The 16,821-nt window shown below is 73.4% G+C and carries 9 protein-coding genes; 7 read left to right on the forward strand and 2 right to left on the reverse strand.

Annotated features, from left to right (window positions below):
• Window positions 1–380 precede the first annotated feature (380 nt).
• Window positions 381–1,490, forward strand: a complete 1,110-nt coding sequence (locus AB0F62_RS29265) for a type III polyketide synthase (protein ID WP_361805631.1) — start codon at window positions 381–383, stop codon at window positions 1,488–1,490.
• 158 nt (window positions 1,491–1,648) lie between these two features.
• Here the strand turns inward: AB0F62_RS29265 and AB0F62_RS29270 are convergent, their stop codons facing one another.
• Window positions 1,649–2,572 carry an alpha/beta hydrolase gene (locus tag AB0F62_RS29270; protein WP_361805634.1) on the reverse strand — a complete coding sequence of 308 codons (924 nt, stop codon included), beginning with the start codon at window positions 2,570–2,572 and terminating at the stop codon, window positions 1,649–1,651.
• Window positions 2,573–2,796: 224 nt separating this feature from the next.
• Here AB0F62_RS29270 and AB0F62_RS29275 point away from each other — a divergent pair, with 224 nt between their 5' ends.
• The 3 genes from AB0F62_RS29275 (at window position 2,797) to AB0F62_RS29285 (ending at window position 5,864) form a co-directional block, all read left to right on the forward strand.
• Window positions 2,797–3,369, forward strand: coding sequence for a hypothetical protein (locus AB0F62_RS29275; RefSeq protein WP_361805637.1), 573 nt, complete (start codon window positions 2,797–2,799; stop codon window positions 3,367–3,369).
• 208 nt (window positions 3,370–3,577) lie between these two features.
• Entirely contained in the window at window positions 3,578–4,465 is an 888-nt protein-coding gene (locus AB0F62_RS29280) for a universal stress protein (RefSeq protein ID WP_361805640.1), read from the forward strand.
• 475 nt (window positions 4,466–4,940) lie between these two features.
• A complete protein-coding gene (locus AB0F62_RS29285) occupies window positions 4,941–5,864 on the forward strand; it encodes a universal stress protein (RefSeq protein ID WP_361805643.1) in 924 nt (307 codons plus the stop codon).
• Window positions 5,865–5,954: 90 nt separating this feature from the next.
• Here the strand turns inward: AB0F62_RS29285 and AB0F62_RS29290 are convergent, their stop codons facing one another.
• The gene (locus AB0F62_RS29290; protein ID WP_361805646.1) at window positions 5,955–6,860 is read right to left on the reverse strand and encodes an aldo/keto reductase; all 906 of its coding nucleotides are present in this window, start codon (window positions 6,858–6,860) and stop codon (window positions 5,955–5,957) included.
• Window positions 6,861–7,393: 533 nt separating this feature from the next.
• Here AB0F62_RS29290 and AB0F62_RS29295 point away from each other — a divergent pair.
• The 3 genes from AB0F62_RS29295 (at window position 7,394) to AB0F62_RS29305 (ending at window position 16,776) form a co-directional block, all read left to right on the forward strand.
• The gene (locus tag AB0F62_RS29295; protein WP_361805649.1) at window positions 7,394–9,976 is read left to right on the forward strand and encodes a beta-L-arabinofuranosidase domain-containing protein; all 2,583 of its coding nucleotides are present in this window, start codon (window positions 7,394–7,396) and stop codon (window positions 9,974–9,976) included.
• 52 nt (window positions 9,977–10,028) lie between these two features.
• Window positions 10,029–13,436, forward strand: coding sequence for a glycosylhydrolase-like jelly roll fold domain-containing protein (locus AB0F62_RS29300; protein ID WP_361805652.1), 3,408 nt, complete (start codon window positions 10,029–10,031; stop codon window positions 13,434–13,436).
• A 67-nt stretch (window positions 13,437–13,503) separates the two neighbouring features.
• Complete coding sequence (locus AB0F62_RS29305) at window positions 13,504–16,776, forward strand: family 78 glycoside hydrolase catalytic domain (protein ID WP_361805655.1); 3,273 nt, start codon at window positions 13,504–13,506, stop codon at window positions 16,774–16,776.
• Window positions 16,777–16,821: the final 45 nt, after the last annotated feature.

Raw genomic sequence — 16,821 nt, forward strand, 5'->3', positions numbered from 1 at the left:
CGCTCGACCCCGAGCTGCGCTGGCAGATCCTCACCCGGCTCAGCGTCCTGGGCGCGGCCACGGCCGAGGACCTTGGCCTTGCCACGTCACGGCGGGGTGTCGGCCGCTCCGGGTGCGACATCCGCCTGTTTGACGTACCGTTTTCCAAGTGGACGCAAACGTGAACAGGCCATGAAGTCACTTTGACAACGGCCGGTCCCCCCTTTGTGAACCGTCTTGTGCCGGGACCTTGTGAAGCTCAGGCCCCCTGGGGCGCGCGCATTTGAGACGTCCGTACCCTCTACCGCATTTTCGTGACAGGTACGGGCCTGCCCCGGAGATCCCGGGGCAGCGCGCCACATGGACCATTGCCCGCCGAGGGGCAGGAAATGGAGCCAATCATGACAGTTCTGTGCAAGCCGGTGATCTCGGTTCCCGACAACGTTATCACCTGCGAACAAACGCTCGAGCTGGCACGACGGCTGCACAAGGACCACCCGCAACTCGACCTGACCCTCAAGCTCATCGAGCACACGGGCGTTCAGAAGCGGCACCTGATTCAGCCGATCGAAGAGACGCTGAAACATCCGGGCTTCGACGTCCGCAGCCAGATCTACGAGGCGGAGTCGAAGGCACGGGTGCCGGCCGTCATACGCCAGGCCCTGGATCAGGCCGAGTTGGAGCCCGAGGACATCGACATCATCGTGTACGTCTCGTGCACGGGCTTCATGATGCCCTCGTTGACCGCGTGGCTCATCAACACGATGGGCTTCCGCCACGACACCCGTCAACTGCCCATCGCGCAACTCGGTTGCGCGGCGGGCGGTGCGGCCATCAACCGCGCCCACGACTACTGCACGGCCTACCCCGAGGCCAACGCCCTCATCGTGGCCTGCGAGTTCTGCTCGCTGTGCTACCAGCCCGCGGACCTGAGCGTCGGAACGCTGCTGTCCAACGGGCTGTTCGGCGACGGTGTCGCCGCCGCCGTCGTCCGGGGCAGCGGCGGCACCGGGATGCGGCTGGAGCGCAACGCCGCCTATCTCATCCCGAACACGGAGGAGTGGATCTCCTACGCGGTGCGCCCGACGGGCTTCCACTTCCAGCTCGACAAGCGCGTGCCGGGCACCATGGAACCCCTGGCGCCGGTGCTGCGCCAGGTCGCCGAGGACCACTCGTGGAACGCCGCCAAGCTGGACTTCTACATCATCCACGCGGGCGGCCCCCGGATCCTGGACGACCTGTGCCGCTTCCTCGGCGTCCCGGCGGAGTCGTTCCGCTTCAGCCGGGCCACGCTGACCGAGTACGGCAACATCGCGAGCGCCGTCGTCCTCGACGCCCTGTACCGCATGTTCGAGGAGGGCTCCGCCCTCGACGGGCACCGCGGGATGCTGGCCGGTTTCGGCCCCGGCATCACCGCGGAGATGGTCCTGGGGACGTGGGTCACCGACGGAGTGGACGACTCCATGGCCACGTCACAGCACTCCCACGGTGCGTACGACGTCATGACCTGAGCCGCGGGCCCGGTGCCGGGCCGGGCCGGCGGTGGCCCCCGGACGCCACGGCGTCCGTCCACCGTCCGGCCCGGCCGGCCCCACCGGTCGGCCGAGGCCCCCTCAGCCCTGCGACGCGGCGGCCACACGGCCACCGCGTCGCAGCCGTGTCTCCCGGCTCAGCCCGCCGGGACCCCCCGCTCACGGGCGGTCACGAAGCCCACCACGGCCTCCGAGAAGCGGCCGGGCTCCTCGATGTGGCCGAAGTGCCCGCTGTTCTCCAGGATCAGCAGCTCCGATTGGGGGATCAGCCCGTGCAGTTCCTCGGCCCACCGCACCCCGCAGATCACGTCGTGCCGCCCGACCACGACCAGCGCCGGGACGCCGAGCGCGCCCAAGTCGCCCCGGTCGTCCACGACATCGGGGGAGAGGTCCTCGTCCAGCCCCGAGATGTGCGTGCCCGCCACCGAGGACAGAAGCTGCGCGAACTCCTCCTCCCGGCCCCAGTAGTCGGCGAAGTACGCGGGCAGCAGACCCCTGAGCACGGCCGTCATCCCCGCGTCGTCGGAGATGGCGGAGATGCCCTGGAACGCGGCCAGGACCTCGGGCAGCCCGGGGTGGTCCGCGTGCCGCTCGGCGAACCGCTGCACCATGCGCATCGCCTCCGCGCCATGTTCGGGCCCGGTGACCGGCGCGCTGTCGTAGAGGACGACCCCGGCGACACGCGCGGGCCGGCGCAGCGCGTGGTACTGGACCACGAAGCCGCCGTGCGAGTGCCCCAGGAGGTACACCTCGGGAACGCCGAGGTGGTCGGTGAGCGCCTCCAGGAACCGGCTGTAGCGCTCGCGGGTGTAGCCGTGCGGGTGCGAGGGGAGGCGGCCCGACCCGCCGGTGCCGATCGGCTCGGGATAGACGACCGTGAGGTGCCGCTCGACCTCGGGCATGCGCAGGTACTCCCAGAAGACGCCCGGCCCGCCGGAGTGCGCGACGCACACCGGGCCGGTGCCGTGGACGTGGTAGCGCTGGAGCACCCCGTCCACCTCGAAGGTGTGGGTGCCGGTGGAGAGGGGGCCGGGCAGGGGGGTGGACAAGGGGGTGGGCATCGGAACTCCGTATCCGGAAGGTGTCAGGGACACCGACAGGACGCGGAGCGGGCGGAGAAGTTCGATCGCCGGACGGTGACGGTCGTCACACCGGCCGCGGCACGCCGGCCGCGCCCGGACATGGGCCGAACGGCCCCGTCCGGCGGCGGAAATGATCCACGTGGCCCCTGCTGCGGGTGTGCCACCGCGTGCGACGGTCGTCGGACAGGGAAGGGAGCACGGCCATGGGCTGCAGGGCGGTGTTCTGGCGCTGGCGCCGCAACCCGCTGCGGCGCCGATGCGATGTCCTGGAGGCGTGGACGGGCGTGGCGGCCGCCCTGCTGATCGTGGCCGGGGCCCCGGCGGCCGGGGCGGCCACGGCGGCCGCGGTGGAGCACGCCGAGCTCGAGCGGAGCCGGGGCACGCACCCCGCGACGGCCGTGCTCACCGAGGACGCGCCGAAAGCCGTGGAGAACCCGTACACGGGCTCCATCGGCAAGGTCCTCAGCGGCGTGCGATGGTCCGCGCCGGACGGCTCCACCCGCACCGGCGAGGCCCGTGTCGAGCCGGGGAGCCGGGCCGGTTCCACCACGAGCGTCCTCCTCGACAGCCGCGGTGACCTGCAGCAGGGCCGGCTCACCGCCGAGCAGGCCCGGGCCCAGGGCGTGGTGTTCGGCACGCTCACCGCCGCGGGCGCCTGCGTGCTGGTCCTCGCCGGCCGCTGGGCGGTCCGCGTCGGCATCGACCGCCACCGCGCGGCCGCGTGGGAACGCGAATGGGAGGAGACCGGCCCCTCATGGGGCCATCGCAGGGCCTGAGCCCGGACACCTCCCTGCCGTAGGGCGCGGCAGTCTCCGTCGGCACCGGAACCCGCACGCAGGGGCGCAGGGGAGCCCGCGACGGGAGGGCAGGGGACGCCACGGGAGGGGAGGGGACGGTACGGCAGGGCAGGGCAGGGCAGGGGACGGTACGGCAGGGCAGGGGAGCGGACGGTTGGGCACGGGAGGACCGAATGAGGGAGGCCTGGTGAGCGGCCTGGTGGCGGTGGGAGTGGACGGCTCGGCGTCGAGCCTCGCCGCGGTGGAGACCGCGGCCCGCGAGGCCCGCCGGCGCGGGGCCGGGCTGCGGGTGGTGCACGCCTTTCTGTGGCCCGCCATGCACGTACCACTCGGCCCCTCGGCGCTGGGACCGCCGGAGGGCGGCCTGCGGAACACGGCGCGGCGCGTGGTGGCGGAGGCGGTGGAACGCGCCAGGAGCGTGTCGCCGGAGGTGGACGTCACCCACGCCGTGGTCACCGGTGAACCCCTCACCGTGCTGGAGGCGGAGTCGCGCGCCGCGGAACTGGTGGTCGTGGGATCCCGCGGCATGGGCGGCTTCGTCGGGCTCATGCTGGGCTCGACGGCGGTGCACCTGGCCGCGCACGGCCGGTGCCCGGTGCTGGTGGTGCGGGAGCAGCCGGCCGCCGGCGGTCCCGTCCTGCTGGGTGTCGACGGCTCCCCGGCCGGCGAGAACGCGGTCGACTTCGCCTTCGCCGAGGCCGCGTTGCGCGATACCGGGATCCTCGCCCTCCACGCGTGGACCCCGTGGAACACGCCGGTGCCCCCGCCGCAGGACCCCGCCCTGCCGTACGCGTGCAGGCCGGGAGAGCTCGCCGGGATCGAGGAGCGCCTGGTGGCGGAGGCACTCGCGGGCCGCCGGGAGCGGTACCCCGGGATCACCGTCCAAACGAAGATGGTGCGCGGCGGCACCCGCGAGGCCCTCATCGAGGAGAGCCGGACCGCTCAGCTCCTCGTCGTCGGAGCCCGGGGGCGCGGTGGATTCACCGGGCTGGTGCTGGGGTCGGTGAGCCAGGCGGTGCTGCACCACGCGCACTGTCCGGTCGCGGTGGTGCGGGGATCGTCGGGTGGCGGCTGAGGGACGGCGGCCGGGTGCGGCGGCCGATGTCATCGGCCTCGGCGTCCGCGTTCCGGTCCGCCATGACCGGTCACGTCCTTCGCTTCGTGCCGTGCCGTACGGCGTACGGGCGCGCCCCCGTGGCGTGGCGCTCCCCTCCGGGGTTCCGCGGCCGGCGTGAAGGCGCCGCGGAGGTGCCGCCCCGCGCCGCGCCGACGGGAGGCGGTGGCCACGACACGGGGGACCGGGACGCGCGGACCGGCCGGTGGCGCTCCTGGCGGACGTCGGCGATGGCACCCCGCGACGCGGCGCCCGGACCGGCCCCCGTAGGCTTGATCACGGCCGTGACCTGCTCCTGCTCCCGGGCGGCGCCCCGCCGGCCATGGGCCGATCGGCCCCGGGCCGGGCCCGGTGGCCCCTGCCCGGGATCCGCCGCCGGCGGGAAGCTGGGAGCGAACAGCCCGCGCCCTTCGTCCCGTTCGCCAGGAGGCACTTCATGTCCCGTACGGTCACCGCCGGTCTCGACGGATCGCCCGAGAGCCTGGCCGCCGCGGACTGGGCCGCCCGCGAGGCCCTCCGCCGCGGTCTGCCCCTGAGGCTCGTGCACGTCTACGAGTGGCAGCCGTACTCCGTCTACGCCCCCCTGGCCGGGGCGGTGGCCGCGGTGGATCCCGACGTCCAGCAGCGGTGGGCCGAGTCCGTACCGCGGGACGCCGCCGCCGAACTCGCCCGGCGCCACCCGGACCTGGAGATCTCCGCCGGGCTCGTGACCGGGCGGCCCGCGGCGGCCCTCGCGGCGGCCGCCGAGGAGTCCGAACTGCTCGTGCTGGGCTCCCGCGGCCTCGGCGCGCTCGCCGGCTTCCTCGTGGGCTCGGTGGCCTCCGCGACGGTCGCCCAGGTGACCCGCCCGGTCGTCCTCGTACGGGCCGGGGAGCAGGGCAAGGACGAACACCGACCGGACCTCGACGGGCTCGTCTCCGAGTACACGCCCTTCCGCGACGTGGTGCTCGGGATCGACCTGGCCCGTCCGCACGACGACCTGATCGCCTTCGCCTTCGAGGCCGCCGCGTTGCGCCGCACCGGCCTGCGTGTCGTCCACGGCTGGAACCTGCCGGCCTCGTACGGCTTCAACCCGGCCGCCATGGCCCTGGATCTGGCGCACGAACTGACCGCCGCCCAGGCGAAGGCGCTGACCGAGGCACTGGCGCCGTGGCGGGCCAAGTACCCGGCCGTCGAGGTCGTGGAGCACTCCCTCGTCGGCGGGGCCGCGCACCATCTGGTCGAGGCCGCGGCCGACGCCTCACTGGTCGTCGTCGGCCGCCGCGTCCGGCACTCGCCGGCCGGTCTGCACATCGGCACGGTCACGCACGCGGTGCTGCACCACGCCAACGCGCCCGTCGCGGTCGTCCCGCACGACTGACCACGGGCCGCGACGGCAGGCGGGCGCCCCGGCTCGGGGGCGTCCGCGGGAGCCGTCCGCGGGAGCCGTCCGGAGCCGCCCTGGCGGGGGTCAGCGCGCGGGGCGGCCGACCGTGTCGAGGAGAGCCGCCTGCTCGTCCGTCAGCCGCAAGGTGCCCGCCGCCAGGTTGTCGACCAGGTGGTCCGGATCGCCGGTCCCCGGGATGGCCAGTACGTGGTCGCCCTGCCGGAGCGTCCAGGCCAGCCGTACCCGCGCGGGCGAGACGCCGTGGGCCGCCGCGACGGCGCGCACCGCGTCGCGCTCGGCACCGTCGCTTTCGTGCCCCTGCTCGCGGCCCCCACCCGCGATGGCGAAGAAGGGCACGAACGCGATGCCCTGCGCACCGCACTCCCGCAGGAGTTCGTCGCCGTCGCGCGCGTCGACGCCGTAGGGGTTCTGGACGCACACCACCGGGGCGATGGCACGGGCCTCGGCCAGGTGCTCCGGCCGGATGTTCGACAGGCCCAGGTGGCGGATGAGCCCGGCGTCGCGGAGTTCCGCCAGGGCGCCGAAGTGCTCGGCCACCGAGGTGCCCCGCATGAAGCGGAGGTTGACCAGGTCGAGGTGGTCGCGGCCGAGCTGGCGCAGGTTCTCCTCGACCTGTCCGCGCAGCTGGTCGGGCCGGGCGGGCGTGGCCCACTCGCCGGAGGCGTCGCGCGCGGGACCCACCTTGGTGGCGATGAGCAGGTCTTCCGGGTACGGAGCCAGGGCCGAGTTGATGAGCTCGTTGGCGGAGCGCAGCCGCGAGAAGTAGAACGCCGCGGTGTCGATGTGGTTGACGCCCAGCTCGACCGCGGTGCGCAGTACGCCGATCGCGCGGTCCCGGTCGCTGGGGATCCCCTGGTGGAAGGCGGCGCTGTCGGTCAGCCGCATCGCGCCGAGGCCGATCCGGTTGACGCTTCTGTCGCCGAGGCGCCACGTGCCGGCGGCGGCCGCGGAGTTCGTGCGTGGGGTCATGGGTGAGTGCGTCCTCTCGTCGCCCTGGAGTATGCGCCGGGGTCTCCCACGACGCGAAACGGCGTCCGGCGGGGAGCCGGTGCGCGGGCGACGGCCGGGCATCCCGTGCACCTCCCGCCCTGTGGACCAGGTGGTCGCCGTTGTTCGCGCTTGCTGCGCTCCACTGGACTTGAACGATTCAGTACATGACGGGGAGGAACATACGCGGCGACGGCTTCCGCGACAAGGCGCGGCGCTCCTCGGAAGCCTCGCCGCCGCCCCCACGAGCGGGCTCGGCCGGGCGCTATGGGCAGTTGGGCAACGGTTTCTGACGTTCCGTCGACCCTGTGGACTCCGTGGCGCGTCGATTCGGCGGCCACTCTTGACGGTCTCATCGGAGTCACCCTAGGTTGCCGCTGGCTCTAAAAACGATTCATTCGCTCTCAGGCCAGTGGCCGGGCATCGGGCTGCCCGGCAACCGCGTTCCACGGCCGCATGCCGCCGGACAACCGCCGACCGGTGGTACTCCTCCGTGCCCGGAAGGAGTTCCGAGATTGTCCGCACCACACGACCCCCAGCCGTCCCGCAGAAACCTGCTGGCCGCCGGCGCCGCGGCAGCCGCGGCCCTGTCGGTGGCCACGCCGGCCGCCGCCGTGCCGGCGGACCCCGCGCCCCGGGACCTCGCGGCCGGCGAGGGCCCCGAGGGCCCGACGGCGTACGCGGTACGTCCGAAGCTCACCCCGCTGCCGCTCTCGGCCGTACGCCTGCTGGACAGTCCGTTCCTCGACAACATGCGGCGCACCTGCGCCTACCTGCGCTTCGTCGACGCCGACCGGCTCCTGCACACCTTCCGCCGCAACGTGGGACTGCCCTCGTCCGCCGAGCCCTGCGGCGGCTGGGAGGCCCCCGACGTCCAACTGCGCGGCCACACCACCGGACACCTGCTGTCCGCCCTCGCCCAGGCCCATGCCCACACCGGCGACGAGGTCCACGCCGGCAAGGCCCGCGCCATCGTCGCAGCGCTCGCCGAGTGCCAGGCGGCGGCTCCGGCGGCCGGATACCACCCCGGCTACCTGTCGGCCTTCCCCGAGTCGGTCTTCGACAGCCTGGAGGCGGGCGGCAAGCCCTGGGCGCCGTACTACACCCTGCACAAGATCATGGCCGGGCTGCTCGACCAGTACACCCTCAGCGGCAACGAGCAGGCCCTGACGGTGCTTTCGGCGATGGCCGCCTGGGCGGACGCGCGGACCGCTCCGCTGTCCTACGAGTGCATGCAGTCCGTGCTCAAGGTCGAGTTCGGCGGCATGAACGACGTCCTGACCCGCCTCCATCTCGTCAGCGGCGACCCCGCGCATCTGCGCACCGCCCGCCGCTTCGACCACGAGGACCTCTACGCGCCGCTCGCCGCCGGACGGGACGAGCTCGCCGGCCGCCACGCCAACACCGAGATCGCCAAGATCGTCGGCACGCCGTACGGCTACGAGGCCACGGGGGACCGCCGTTACCTCGACATCGCGCGCACCTTCTGGCGCACGGTCGTCGAGCACCACACCTACGCCATCGGCGGTAACTCCAACCTGGAGTTCTTCGGTCCCCCGGACGAGATCGCGAGCCGGCTGTCGGAGAACACCTGCGAGAACTGCAACAGCTACAACATGCTGAAGCTCGGACGGCAGCTGTTCCTGCACGAGCCGTCCCGCACCGCCTACATGGACCACTACGAGTGGACCCTGTACAACCAGATGCTCGGCGAGCAGGACCCCGACTCCGAGCACGGCTTCGTCACCTACTACACCGGGCTGTGGGCGGGTTCCCACCGCCAGCCCAAGGGCGGTCTCGGCGCGGCGCCCGGCAGCTACAGCGGCGACTACGACAACTTCTCCTGCGACCACGGCACCGGCCTGGAGACCCACACCAAGTTCGCGGACACCATCTACCTCCAGTCCGACGACGCGCTCCACGTCAACCTCTACATCCCCTCCGAGGTGCGCTGGGGGCGGCACGGGGTGACGATCCGTCAGCACGCCGTGTCCGAGGACACCGTACGGATCACCGTCGTCCGGGGAGACGGCCGCTTCGCGCTGAAGCTGCGGATACCGGGCTGGCTGGCGGACGGCCGGGCGCGGGCCCGTGTGCGCGTGGCCGGACACCCCCACACCGGCCGCGTCGAACCCGGCACCTACCTCACCCTCGACCGGCACTGGCGGACCGGGGACACCGTCGAACTGACCCTGCCCCGCGAACCGGTGTGGCGCCCCGCGCCCGACAACCCGCAGGTGCGCTCGGTGTCGTACGGGCCGCTCGTCCTGGCCGGCGGCTACGGCTCGACCGAACTGGCGACCATCCCCGAGATCCGGCCGGATTCCCTGCGCCCCGTGCGCGGCGCAGACGGCACGTTCACCGCCGAGGCGGACGGCGGCGCGGTCACCCTCAAGCCGTTCCACCGGGTCCACCACGAGAACTACACCGTCTACTGGGCGGTCGCGCCCCGCCCCGGACGTGAACGCGACGTCGCCCGCTATCCCCTCGACGAGGGCACCGGCACCACGGTCGCCGACACCACCGGGACGTTCGCCCCCGCGACGCTCGCCCCGGGCGCCTCCTGGACCGCGGACGGACCGGGCGGCCGGGCCGCCGTCGCCCTCGACGGTTCCGGGGGCCACGTCGCACTGGCCCCGGCCCTGCCCGCCGGGCTGTCCGAACTGACCGTCAGCATGTGGGTGCGGGTGGACGTCCTGGCCAACTCCGCCCGCGTCTTCGACCTCGGCTATCACAAGGACACGTATCTCTTCCTCACCCCGCGCACCGGGGCGGGGCGCGCCCGGGCGGCCCTGAAGATCGCCGGCATGGAGGCCGAGGACGTCGTCGACGCCGCGGGACCGCTGCCCGCCGGCCGCTGGACCCACGTCGCGCTCACCCTCGGCGACGGCACCGGCGTCCTCTACGTCGACGGCGCGGAAGCCGGCCGCAACCCCGCGATGGCGGCGAGCCCGCTCCTGCTCGGCACGACCTCGCGCAACTACCTCGGCCGTTCGCAGAATCCCACGCACCCCTATCTGACCGGTGCGGTATCCGGCTTCCGGCTGCACAACCGCGCCCTGACGCCCGCCGACGTCGCCGCGCTCGCGGCCTCCTGACCCGGCCCGGCAACCCCACCCTCACCCCGTCACCACCTCACGGAGCTTCGCCATGCCTGAATTCCCCCTGTCCAGACGCCGTTTCGTGGCCGCCGCCGGGGTGACCGGAGCCGCGCTGGCCTCCGGCCTGCCCCTGTCCGCGCCCGCCCACGCCGCGCAGCCGCACCACGGCACGACGGGGCCGACCTGGACGCCGGCCCGCTTCGCCGATCCCGCCAGGGACAGCCGCCCGACGGTGTACTGGTACTGGAACGGCCCCGTCACCCCGGAGCTCGTCGACACCCAGATGGCGGACCTGCGGGACAAGGGGATGTACGAGGTCGTCCTCTTCCCCTTCGACAACGCGGAGATGCAGCCGGTCTTCTTCACCGAGGAATGGTTCGCGATCGTCGGCCACGTCCTGGAGACCGCCGAGAAGACCGGCATGCGGGTGTGGATCTTCAACGACGACCACTTCCCCAGCGGCCGCGCCGGCGAGTACATCGTCAAGGGCGGCCAGGTCGGCTCGCGTACCTACCAACCCCGCCCCGACCTGCGGCTCAAGGCCCTGTGGCGGTCCAGCACCGTCGTCTCCGGCCCCGCCACCGTCGACCTGCGCGGCACCACCGGCGTCGGCGTGGACACCACCTCGCTGGTCGCCGACGCCGCGGTCCTGGGCGGCGCGGCCGTGCTGCGCGGGGGAGCGGAGTGGCGCGACTACACCGTCACCGGCAGCGCCCGGGCCGACCAGGTGTCCGCCGGACTCGTCGTGCGGGCCGCCGCCGACGGAACCGAGGGCTACGCCGTCGAGTTCGACCAGACCGGTGTCGTCACGGTCTCACTCCTCACCAAGGACCGGGACCCCGTCGAACTCGCCCGCTCCACCCGCACCGACGGGTTCAACAAGACCAAGTTCCACACACTCGCCGTCACCGTCGCCGGCTCCACCCTGACCGTGACCCTCGACGGCAAGGCCAAGGGCACCGTCTCCGACACCGCCCGCCCCGCAGGCGGCGTCGGCGTCCGCGCCACCGGGACACAGCGCGCCCTGTGGGCGAGCCTCGCCGTCACCGCCGCCGACGGCACCGCCCTCTACACCAGGACGGCCTTCGACGCCCCGGCCGCCGCGGGCGACTTCCCCGCCCGGATCCCGCCCGCCGGCACCGCGACCCCCGTCGCGGCGGCCGCCCGCCCGGTCGGCGCGACGTCGACCGACCAACTCGTGGAACTGACCTCGGAACTCGGCGACGGCCGCACCTGGCGCGTCCCCGAGGGCGACTGGCTGATCGACGTCTTCGGCGGCATGCCGCTGGTCGACGACTCCCAGGGCTACAGCCGCAGCTATGTCGACCTCCTCGACGACGAGCCGGTGGAACTGTTCCTCGACATCGTCCCCGGCGAGTACCACCGCAGGTTCGCCCGCTACTTCGGCAACGTCATCCCCGGCTTCTGGGACGACGAGCCGTTCTTCGCCTCCGCCGAGGCCCACTTCAAACGCCTCCCCTGGTCGCCCACCCTGGCCGCGGCCCTGCGGAAGACCGGTGCCGAGCCCGGCACGGCCTACGCGGCGGCCTTCGACGACCTCGGCCGCACCGGCCGCATCACCCGGGGCCGCTACTGGCAGGCCGTCTCGGACCGGTTCGCCGGCTCCTTCCGCAAGCAGTCCCAGTGGTACGAGAAGCGCGGTGTCGCGCTCATCACCAACCCGCTGTACGACGAGACCGCGCCCGCCAAGCGGATCGTCTCCACCGGCGACCTGCACAAGGTCCACCAGTGGGCGCAGGTGCCCGGCGGCGACATCATCACCGCCGAGTACGTGGCCGGACAGCCCACGATGATCCCCCGCAACCCGGTGAGCGTGGCCCACCAGATGGGCCGCGAGCGGGCCCTGCTGGAGTGCTTCGGCAACATGGGCTGGCAGGTCGCCCCGGACTTCGTCCGCGCGCTGGTCGGTGCGAACGCCGCCCGCGGCGTCAACCTCACCGTGCTGCACGCCCTGTGGACCGACGAGCAACGCGTCTTCTTCCCGCCGCCGTTCGGCCCCCGCGCGCCCTGGTGGTGGGCGATGGAGCCGATCGCCGACTGGATCGGCCGCGTCATGGAGATCGCCCGCGGCACCTCCGGCGCGCGCACCGCCCTGATCCAGCCGCAGCGCGCCGCCGAGCAGTGGCGCGGCACCACCCGCCAGGGCGAGGTCGACGGCGCCTTCACCGACGCCGCGTACGCGCTGGAGAGCGCCCAGGTCGACTTCGACCTCGTCCACGAGGGCGCGCTGAGCGGGGACCCGGAACTCCTGGCCCACGCCCGCGTCCGCAAGGGGCGGCTCTTCGTCGGGGAGGCCGGCTACGACCTCGCCGTCCTCCCCGTCACCCCGACCCTGGACGCCGCGGCCGTCACCCGCCTCGACGCCTTCGCCCGGCAGGGCGGCACCGTCATCGCGGTCGGCACCCTGCCCCAGGAGGACGCCGCCGGGCGTGACCGCACCCTGGAGCGGGCACTGTCCGCCCTCTTCGGCGACACCGTCCCCGGCAGCCGCCGGGTCGGCGCGGGAACCGCCGTGCGGGTCGCCGGCACCGCCGACCTCGGCGAGGCGGCCCACGCCGCGGGCGTCGCCGCGGCCGTTCTCGAACCGCCGGCACCGGCCGTCCGCGTGCTGCGCACCACCCGCGGCCAGGACGTCGCCTTCCTGGTCAACAACGAGAGCGGCGCGCGGGTCGACACCGTCGCCGTGCTCCCCGCCGACGGCGTCCCCGAACTCTGGGACCCCGTCACCGGCACCGTACGCCCCGCGCCCGTCCACCGGGAGCAGAAGCACGGCGGCATCCGGCTGCCGCTGCGGCTCGGCCCCTACGAGACCGTCGCCGTCGTGGTGCGCGCGGGCGCCAAGCCCGGCCCGCACCTCACCGACAGCACGCTGCCCGCCGCCTCCCTCACCTCCGTGACGGCCGACCGCCACGGGCTGCGCGTGACCGCCGTCCTCGACCAGCCCGGCGAGCACATCCTCACCGGCACCGACGGCGGCCGCACCTACCGCGGCACGGTGGGCGTCACCGACCCCCTGGCGCCCGTCCCGGTGAACGGCGACTGGACGCTCACCCTGGACCGGGCCGGAGCCACGCCCGTCACGGGGCCGCTCGGCAGCTGGACGACCGTGGCACCGCTGTTCTCCGGCAGCGCCACGTACACCATCGAGATAGACCTCGACGCCGGCACCCTCGACGGCCGGGGCTTCCGCCTCGACCTCGGCCAGGTCAGGGAGGTCGCCCAGGTCACCGTCAACGGAACCGCGCTGCCCCCGCTGCTGTGGACCCCGTACACCGCCGATGTGACGGACCTGCTGCGCCCCGGCCGGAACACCCTCGCCGTACGGGTCTCCAACACCCTGTCGAACGAGCGCAACAAGCCGCTGCCGTCCGGACTCCTCGGCCCGGTGACGCTGCGGCCGTACCGCGAGGTCACCGCCACCCTGCGCCGGATCTGACGTGCCGTCCCCCGCGGAGCCGAATCCGCAGCACCCGCCCACCGAACCGCCGTCAAGGAGCACCCGCATGCCCCGACCCCCGCGCACAGGCGCCCGGCGCACCCCGGCCCTCGCCGTCGCGACCGGTCTCACCGCGCTCGTCACGATCCTGCCCACCGCCGTCACCGCCGAGGCCGGCGCCCCCGCGTCGCTGACCGCGACCACCCTGCGCACCCAGAAGCTCACCCAGGCCCTCGGCATCGACGACACCACCCCCGAGCTGAGCTGGGCCCTCGAAGGCCGCTCCCCGGGGCTCGTCCAGACCGCGTACCGGGTGCAGGCCGCGACCTCGCCCACCAGGCTCCGGCAGGGCCGCCCCGACCTGTGGGACTCCGGCAAGGTCGCCTCCGCCGTCCCCCAGACCGTCTACGCGGGCAAGGAGGTCGGCTCCCGCACCCGGGTCTACTGGCGCGTCATGCTCTGGTCGGCCGCCGGCTCCCACGGCACGGGCCGCGCCGCCGACTGGAGCGCCCCCTCGTACTTCGAGACGGGCCTCACCAAGAGCGGAGACTGGCAGGCCGACTGGATCACCAACGCCGACTGGCAGCTGGGCAAGCGTGCCGTGACCCCCGTGGTCGTCAAGCTGCCCCGGACCACCGCCCGTTACCTCCGCCTCGACGTCACCCGCCTCGGTCTGCCCCTCCGGGAGAACTTCCCCGACCGTACCTGGCGCCTGCAACTCGGCGAGATCGACGTACGGGACTCGGCCTCCGGCGGCACGGGCCTGGCCAAGGGCGCCGCCGTCACCGCCTCCGAGTCCAACACCCTCCGCAAGACCTGGGAACCGGCCCTCGCCGTGGACGGTCTGCCCAACAGCGGCCTCCAGACGGCCGCCGGATACTCCAGCGCCGCGCACACCGGGCCGGACGTCTCCCAGCAGCCCGTCACGCTCACCCTCGACCTCAAGTCCGCGAAGACCTTCGACGAGGTCGCCCTCTACCCCCGCGCCGACGTCCTCACCGACGACGGCCGCGTTCCCGACTTCCCCACCGACTACACCCTCGCCACCGCGGACGCCCCCACCGGGCCCTTCACCCAGGCGGCGGCCGTCACCGGCCAGGCGCCGCCGAAGCCCTGGCTGCCGTCCGGAATGCCGCTGTTCACCAAGGACTTCGCGCTGCCGGGGCACATCCGCAGCGCCCGGCTGTACGTGTCCGGCCTGGGCGTCTACGACGCCACCATCAACGGCAGGCAGGTCGGCGACGCCGTCCTCGAACCCGCCAACACCACCTTCACCAAGCGCGTCCAGTACGCCACCTACGACGTCACCGATCTGCTGCGCACCGGCGACAACACGGTCGGCATGTCGCTGGGCAACGGCATCTCCAACGTCGTCAGCACCGCGGACCGCTACCGCAAGCTCTACGGCAACATCAGCGACCCCAAGCTGATCGCCCAGCTGGAGGTCACCCTCGCCGACGGCACCGTCCGCCGGATCGGCAGCGGCGAGGACTGGCGCACGACGCTCGGCCCCACCACCTCCTCCAACTGGTACGGCGGGGAGGACTACGACGCCCGCCGCGCCATCCCGCACTGGGACGAGCCCCGCGGCAGCCGCGCCGGCTGGGAGCAGGCCGCGACCGTCGCCGGGCCCGGCACCGCCGAGGCGCCCGCGCTGCTCAGCGCCCGCGAGACCGAACCGATCCGGGTCGTGGAGACCCTGACCGGAAAGGAGGTGGCCGGGGCCGAGGGCAGCCGAGTCTTCGACCTCGGCAGGAACATCGCCGGCTGGCCCGAGATCACGGTGCGGGCCCCGGCCGGCACCACCGTGCGGATCCTCCCGGCGGAGAGCCTGAAGGACGGCCATGCCTTCCAGTCCATCAGCAACGTGGGCGGGCCCCTGTGGGACAGCTACACCACCGGCGGCTCCGGCACCGAGACCTGGCACCCCGAGTACGGCTACCACGGCTTCCGCTACCTGGAACTGAAGGGCCTGCCCGCCGGGGCCACGGTGACCGTCCGCGGCAAGGTCCTGCACACCGACAACACCTCGGCGGGTGACTTCACCAGCTCCAACGAGCTGATCAACGGCATCCACTCCATCATCCGCCGCTCCATCGAGGGCAACATGATGAGCGTCCTCACCGACTGCCCGAGCCGCGAGAAGCTCGGCTGGCTGGAGCAGGACCAGCTCGTCTTCCCCACCCTCGCCGCGAACTACGACATGGAGTCCCAGCTCCGCAAGATCGTCCGCGACATGGCCGACGGCCAGACCCCCGAGGGCCTGATCACCTCAACCACCCCCGAATACACGGCCCTGCCCGGCGGCTACCGCAACGACTCCAACTGGGGTGGCGCCTTCGTCCTGGTCCCGTGGCAGCTCTACACCACCTACGGCGACGAGCAGACCCTCGCCACGTACTACCCGCAGATGCGGAAGTACGTGACCTTCCTGGAGGAGAAGGTCTCCGGCGGCATCCTCGACTACGGCCTCGGCGACTGGTTCACCCCGGACACCACCTTCCCCCGCGCGGTGGCCGGCACCTACGGGTACTGGCGCGTCGTCGACGCCATGAGCCGCATCGCCGCGCTCCTCGGCGACCAGGAGGCCGCGGCCGGGTACCGGGCCAAGGCCGACGCCAGCGCCAAGGCCCTCGCGGACAAGTACTACGACCCCGAGAAGGGCACCTTCGGCGGCGGCGGGCACGGCGCGGAGGCGCTCGCCCTCGACATGGGCGCCGTCCCCGCGGACCAGCGCGACCGGCTGTTGGGCCACTTCGTCGCGAGCGTGGAGGCGGCGGACTTCCACCTGAACCTGGGGGAGATCTCCCTGCCCGCCGCCTTCCGGGTGCTCTCGGAGTCCGGACACGACGACATCGTCGGCCGGATCGCCACCCAGACCACCAGCCCCAGCTACGGCTACCAGGTGCTGCACGGCAACACCACGCTCGGCGAGAGCTGGGACGGCGGCCCCGGCCAGTCGCAGAACCACTTCATGCTCGGCGCCATCGACGCCTGGTTCACCGCCCGCCTCGCGGGCATCCAGCAGGCCCCCGGCTCCATCGGCTACCGCGAACTCCTCGTCGACCCGGCCCTCGTCGCCGGCCTCACCTCCGCCTCGGGTTCGTACCGCACCCCCTACGGCACGGTCGGCACCTCCTGGCGCCTGGACGGGGACGCGTACCGGCTGCGGCTCACCGTGCCCGCGGGCACCACGGCCGAGGTGCACGTGCCGGTGACGTCCGGGGAGCCGGCCGCGCCCAAGGGCGCCCGCCTCGTCGGCTCCGCCGGCGAGGAGCGGGTCTACGAAGTCGGCTCGGGCGGCTGGACGTTCACCTCGACCTACCGCGCCGGCGGCTGACCCCGGCCGGCAGGGTCGCCCCATCGCTCCCCGGACCCGGGCACG

It is taken from the genome of Streptomyces sp. NPDC026673 (genome assembly GCF_040638135.1).
GTDB lineage: Bacteria > Actinomycetota > Actinomycetes > Streptomycetales > Streptomycetaceae > Actinacidiphila.

Bases quoted from the DNA above. Each gene is read 5' to 3' on its own strand.
- AB0F62_RS29275 (WP_361805637.1), top strand. From the start codon at position 2,797: ATGGGCTGCAGGGCGGTGTTCTGGCGCTGGCGCCGCAACCCGCTGCGG.
- AB0F62_RS29285 (WP_361805643.1), top strand. From the start codon at position 4,941: ATGTCCCGTACGGTCACCGCCGGTCTCGACGGATCGCCCGAGAGCCTG.
- AB0F62_RS29305 (WP_361805655.1), top strand. From the start codon at position 13,504: ATGCCCCGACCCCCGCGCACAGGCGCCCGGCGCACCCCGGCCCTCGCC.
- AB0F62_RS29270 (WP_361805634.1), bottom strand. From the start codon at position 2,572: ATGCCCACCCCCTTGTCCACCCCCCTGCCCGGCCCCCTCTCCACCGGC.
- AB0F62_RS29265 (WP_361805631.1), top strand. From the start codon at position 381: ATGACAGTTCTGTGCAAGCCGGTGATCTCGGTTCCCGACAACGTTATC.
- AB0F62_RS29290 (WP_361805646.1), bottom strand. From the start codon at position 6,860: ATGACCCCACGCACGAACTCCGCGGCCGCCGCCGGCACGTGGCGCCTC.
- AB0F62_RS29300 (WP_361805652.1), top strand. From the start codon at position 10,029: ATGCCTGAATTCCCCCTGTCCAGACGCCGTTTCGTGGCCGCCGCCGGG.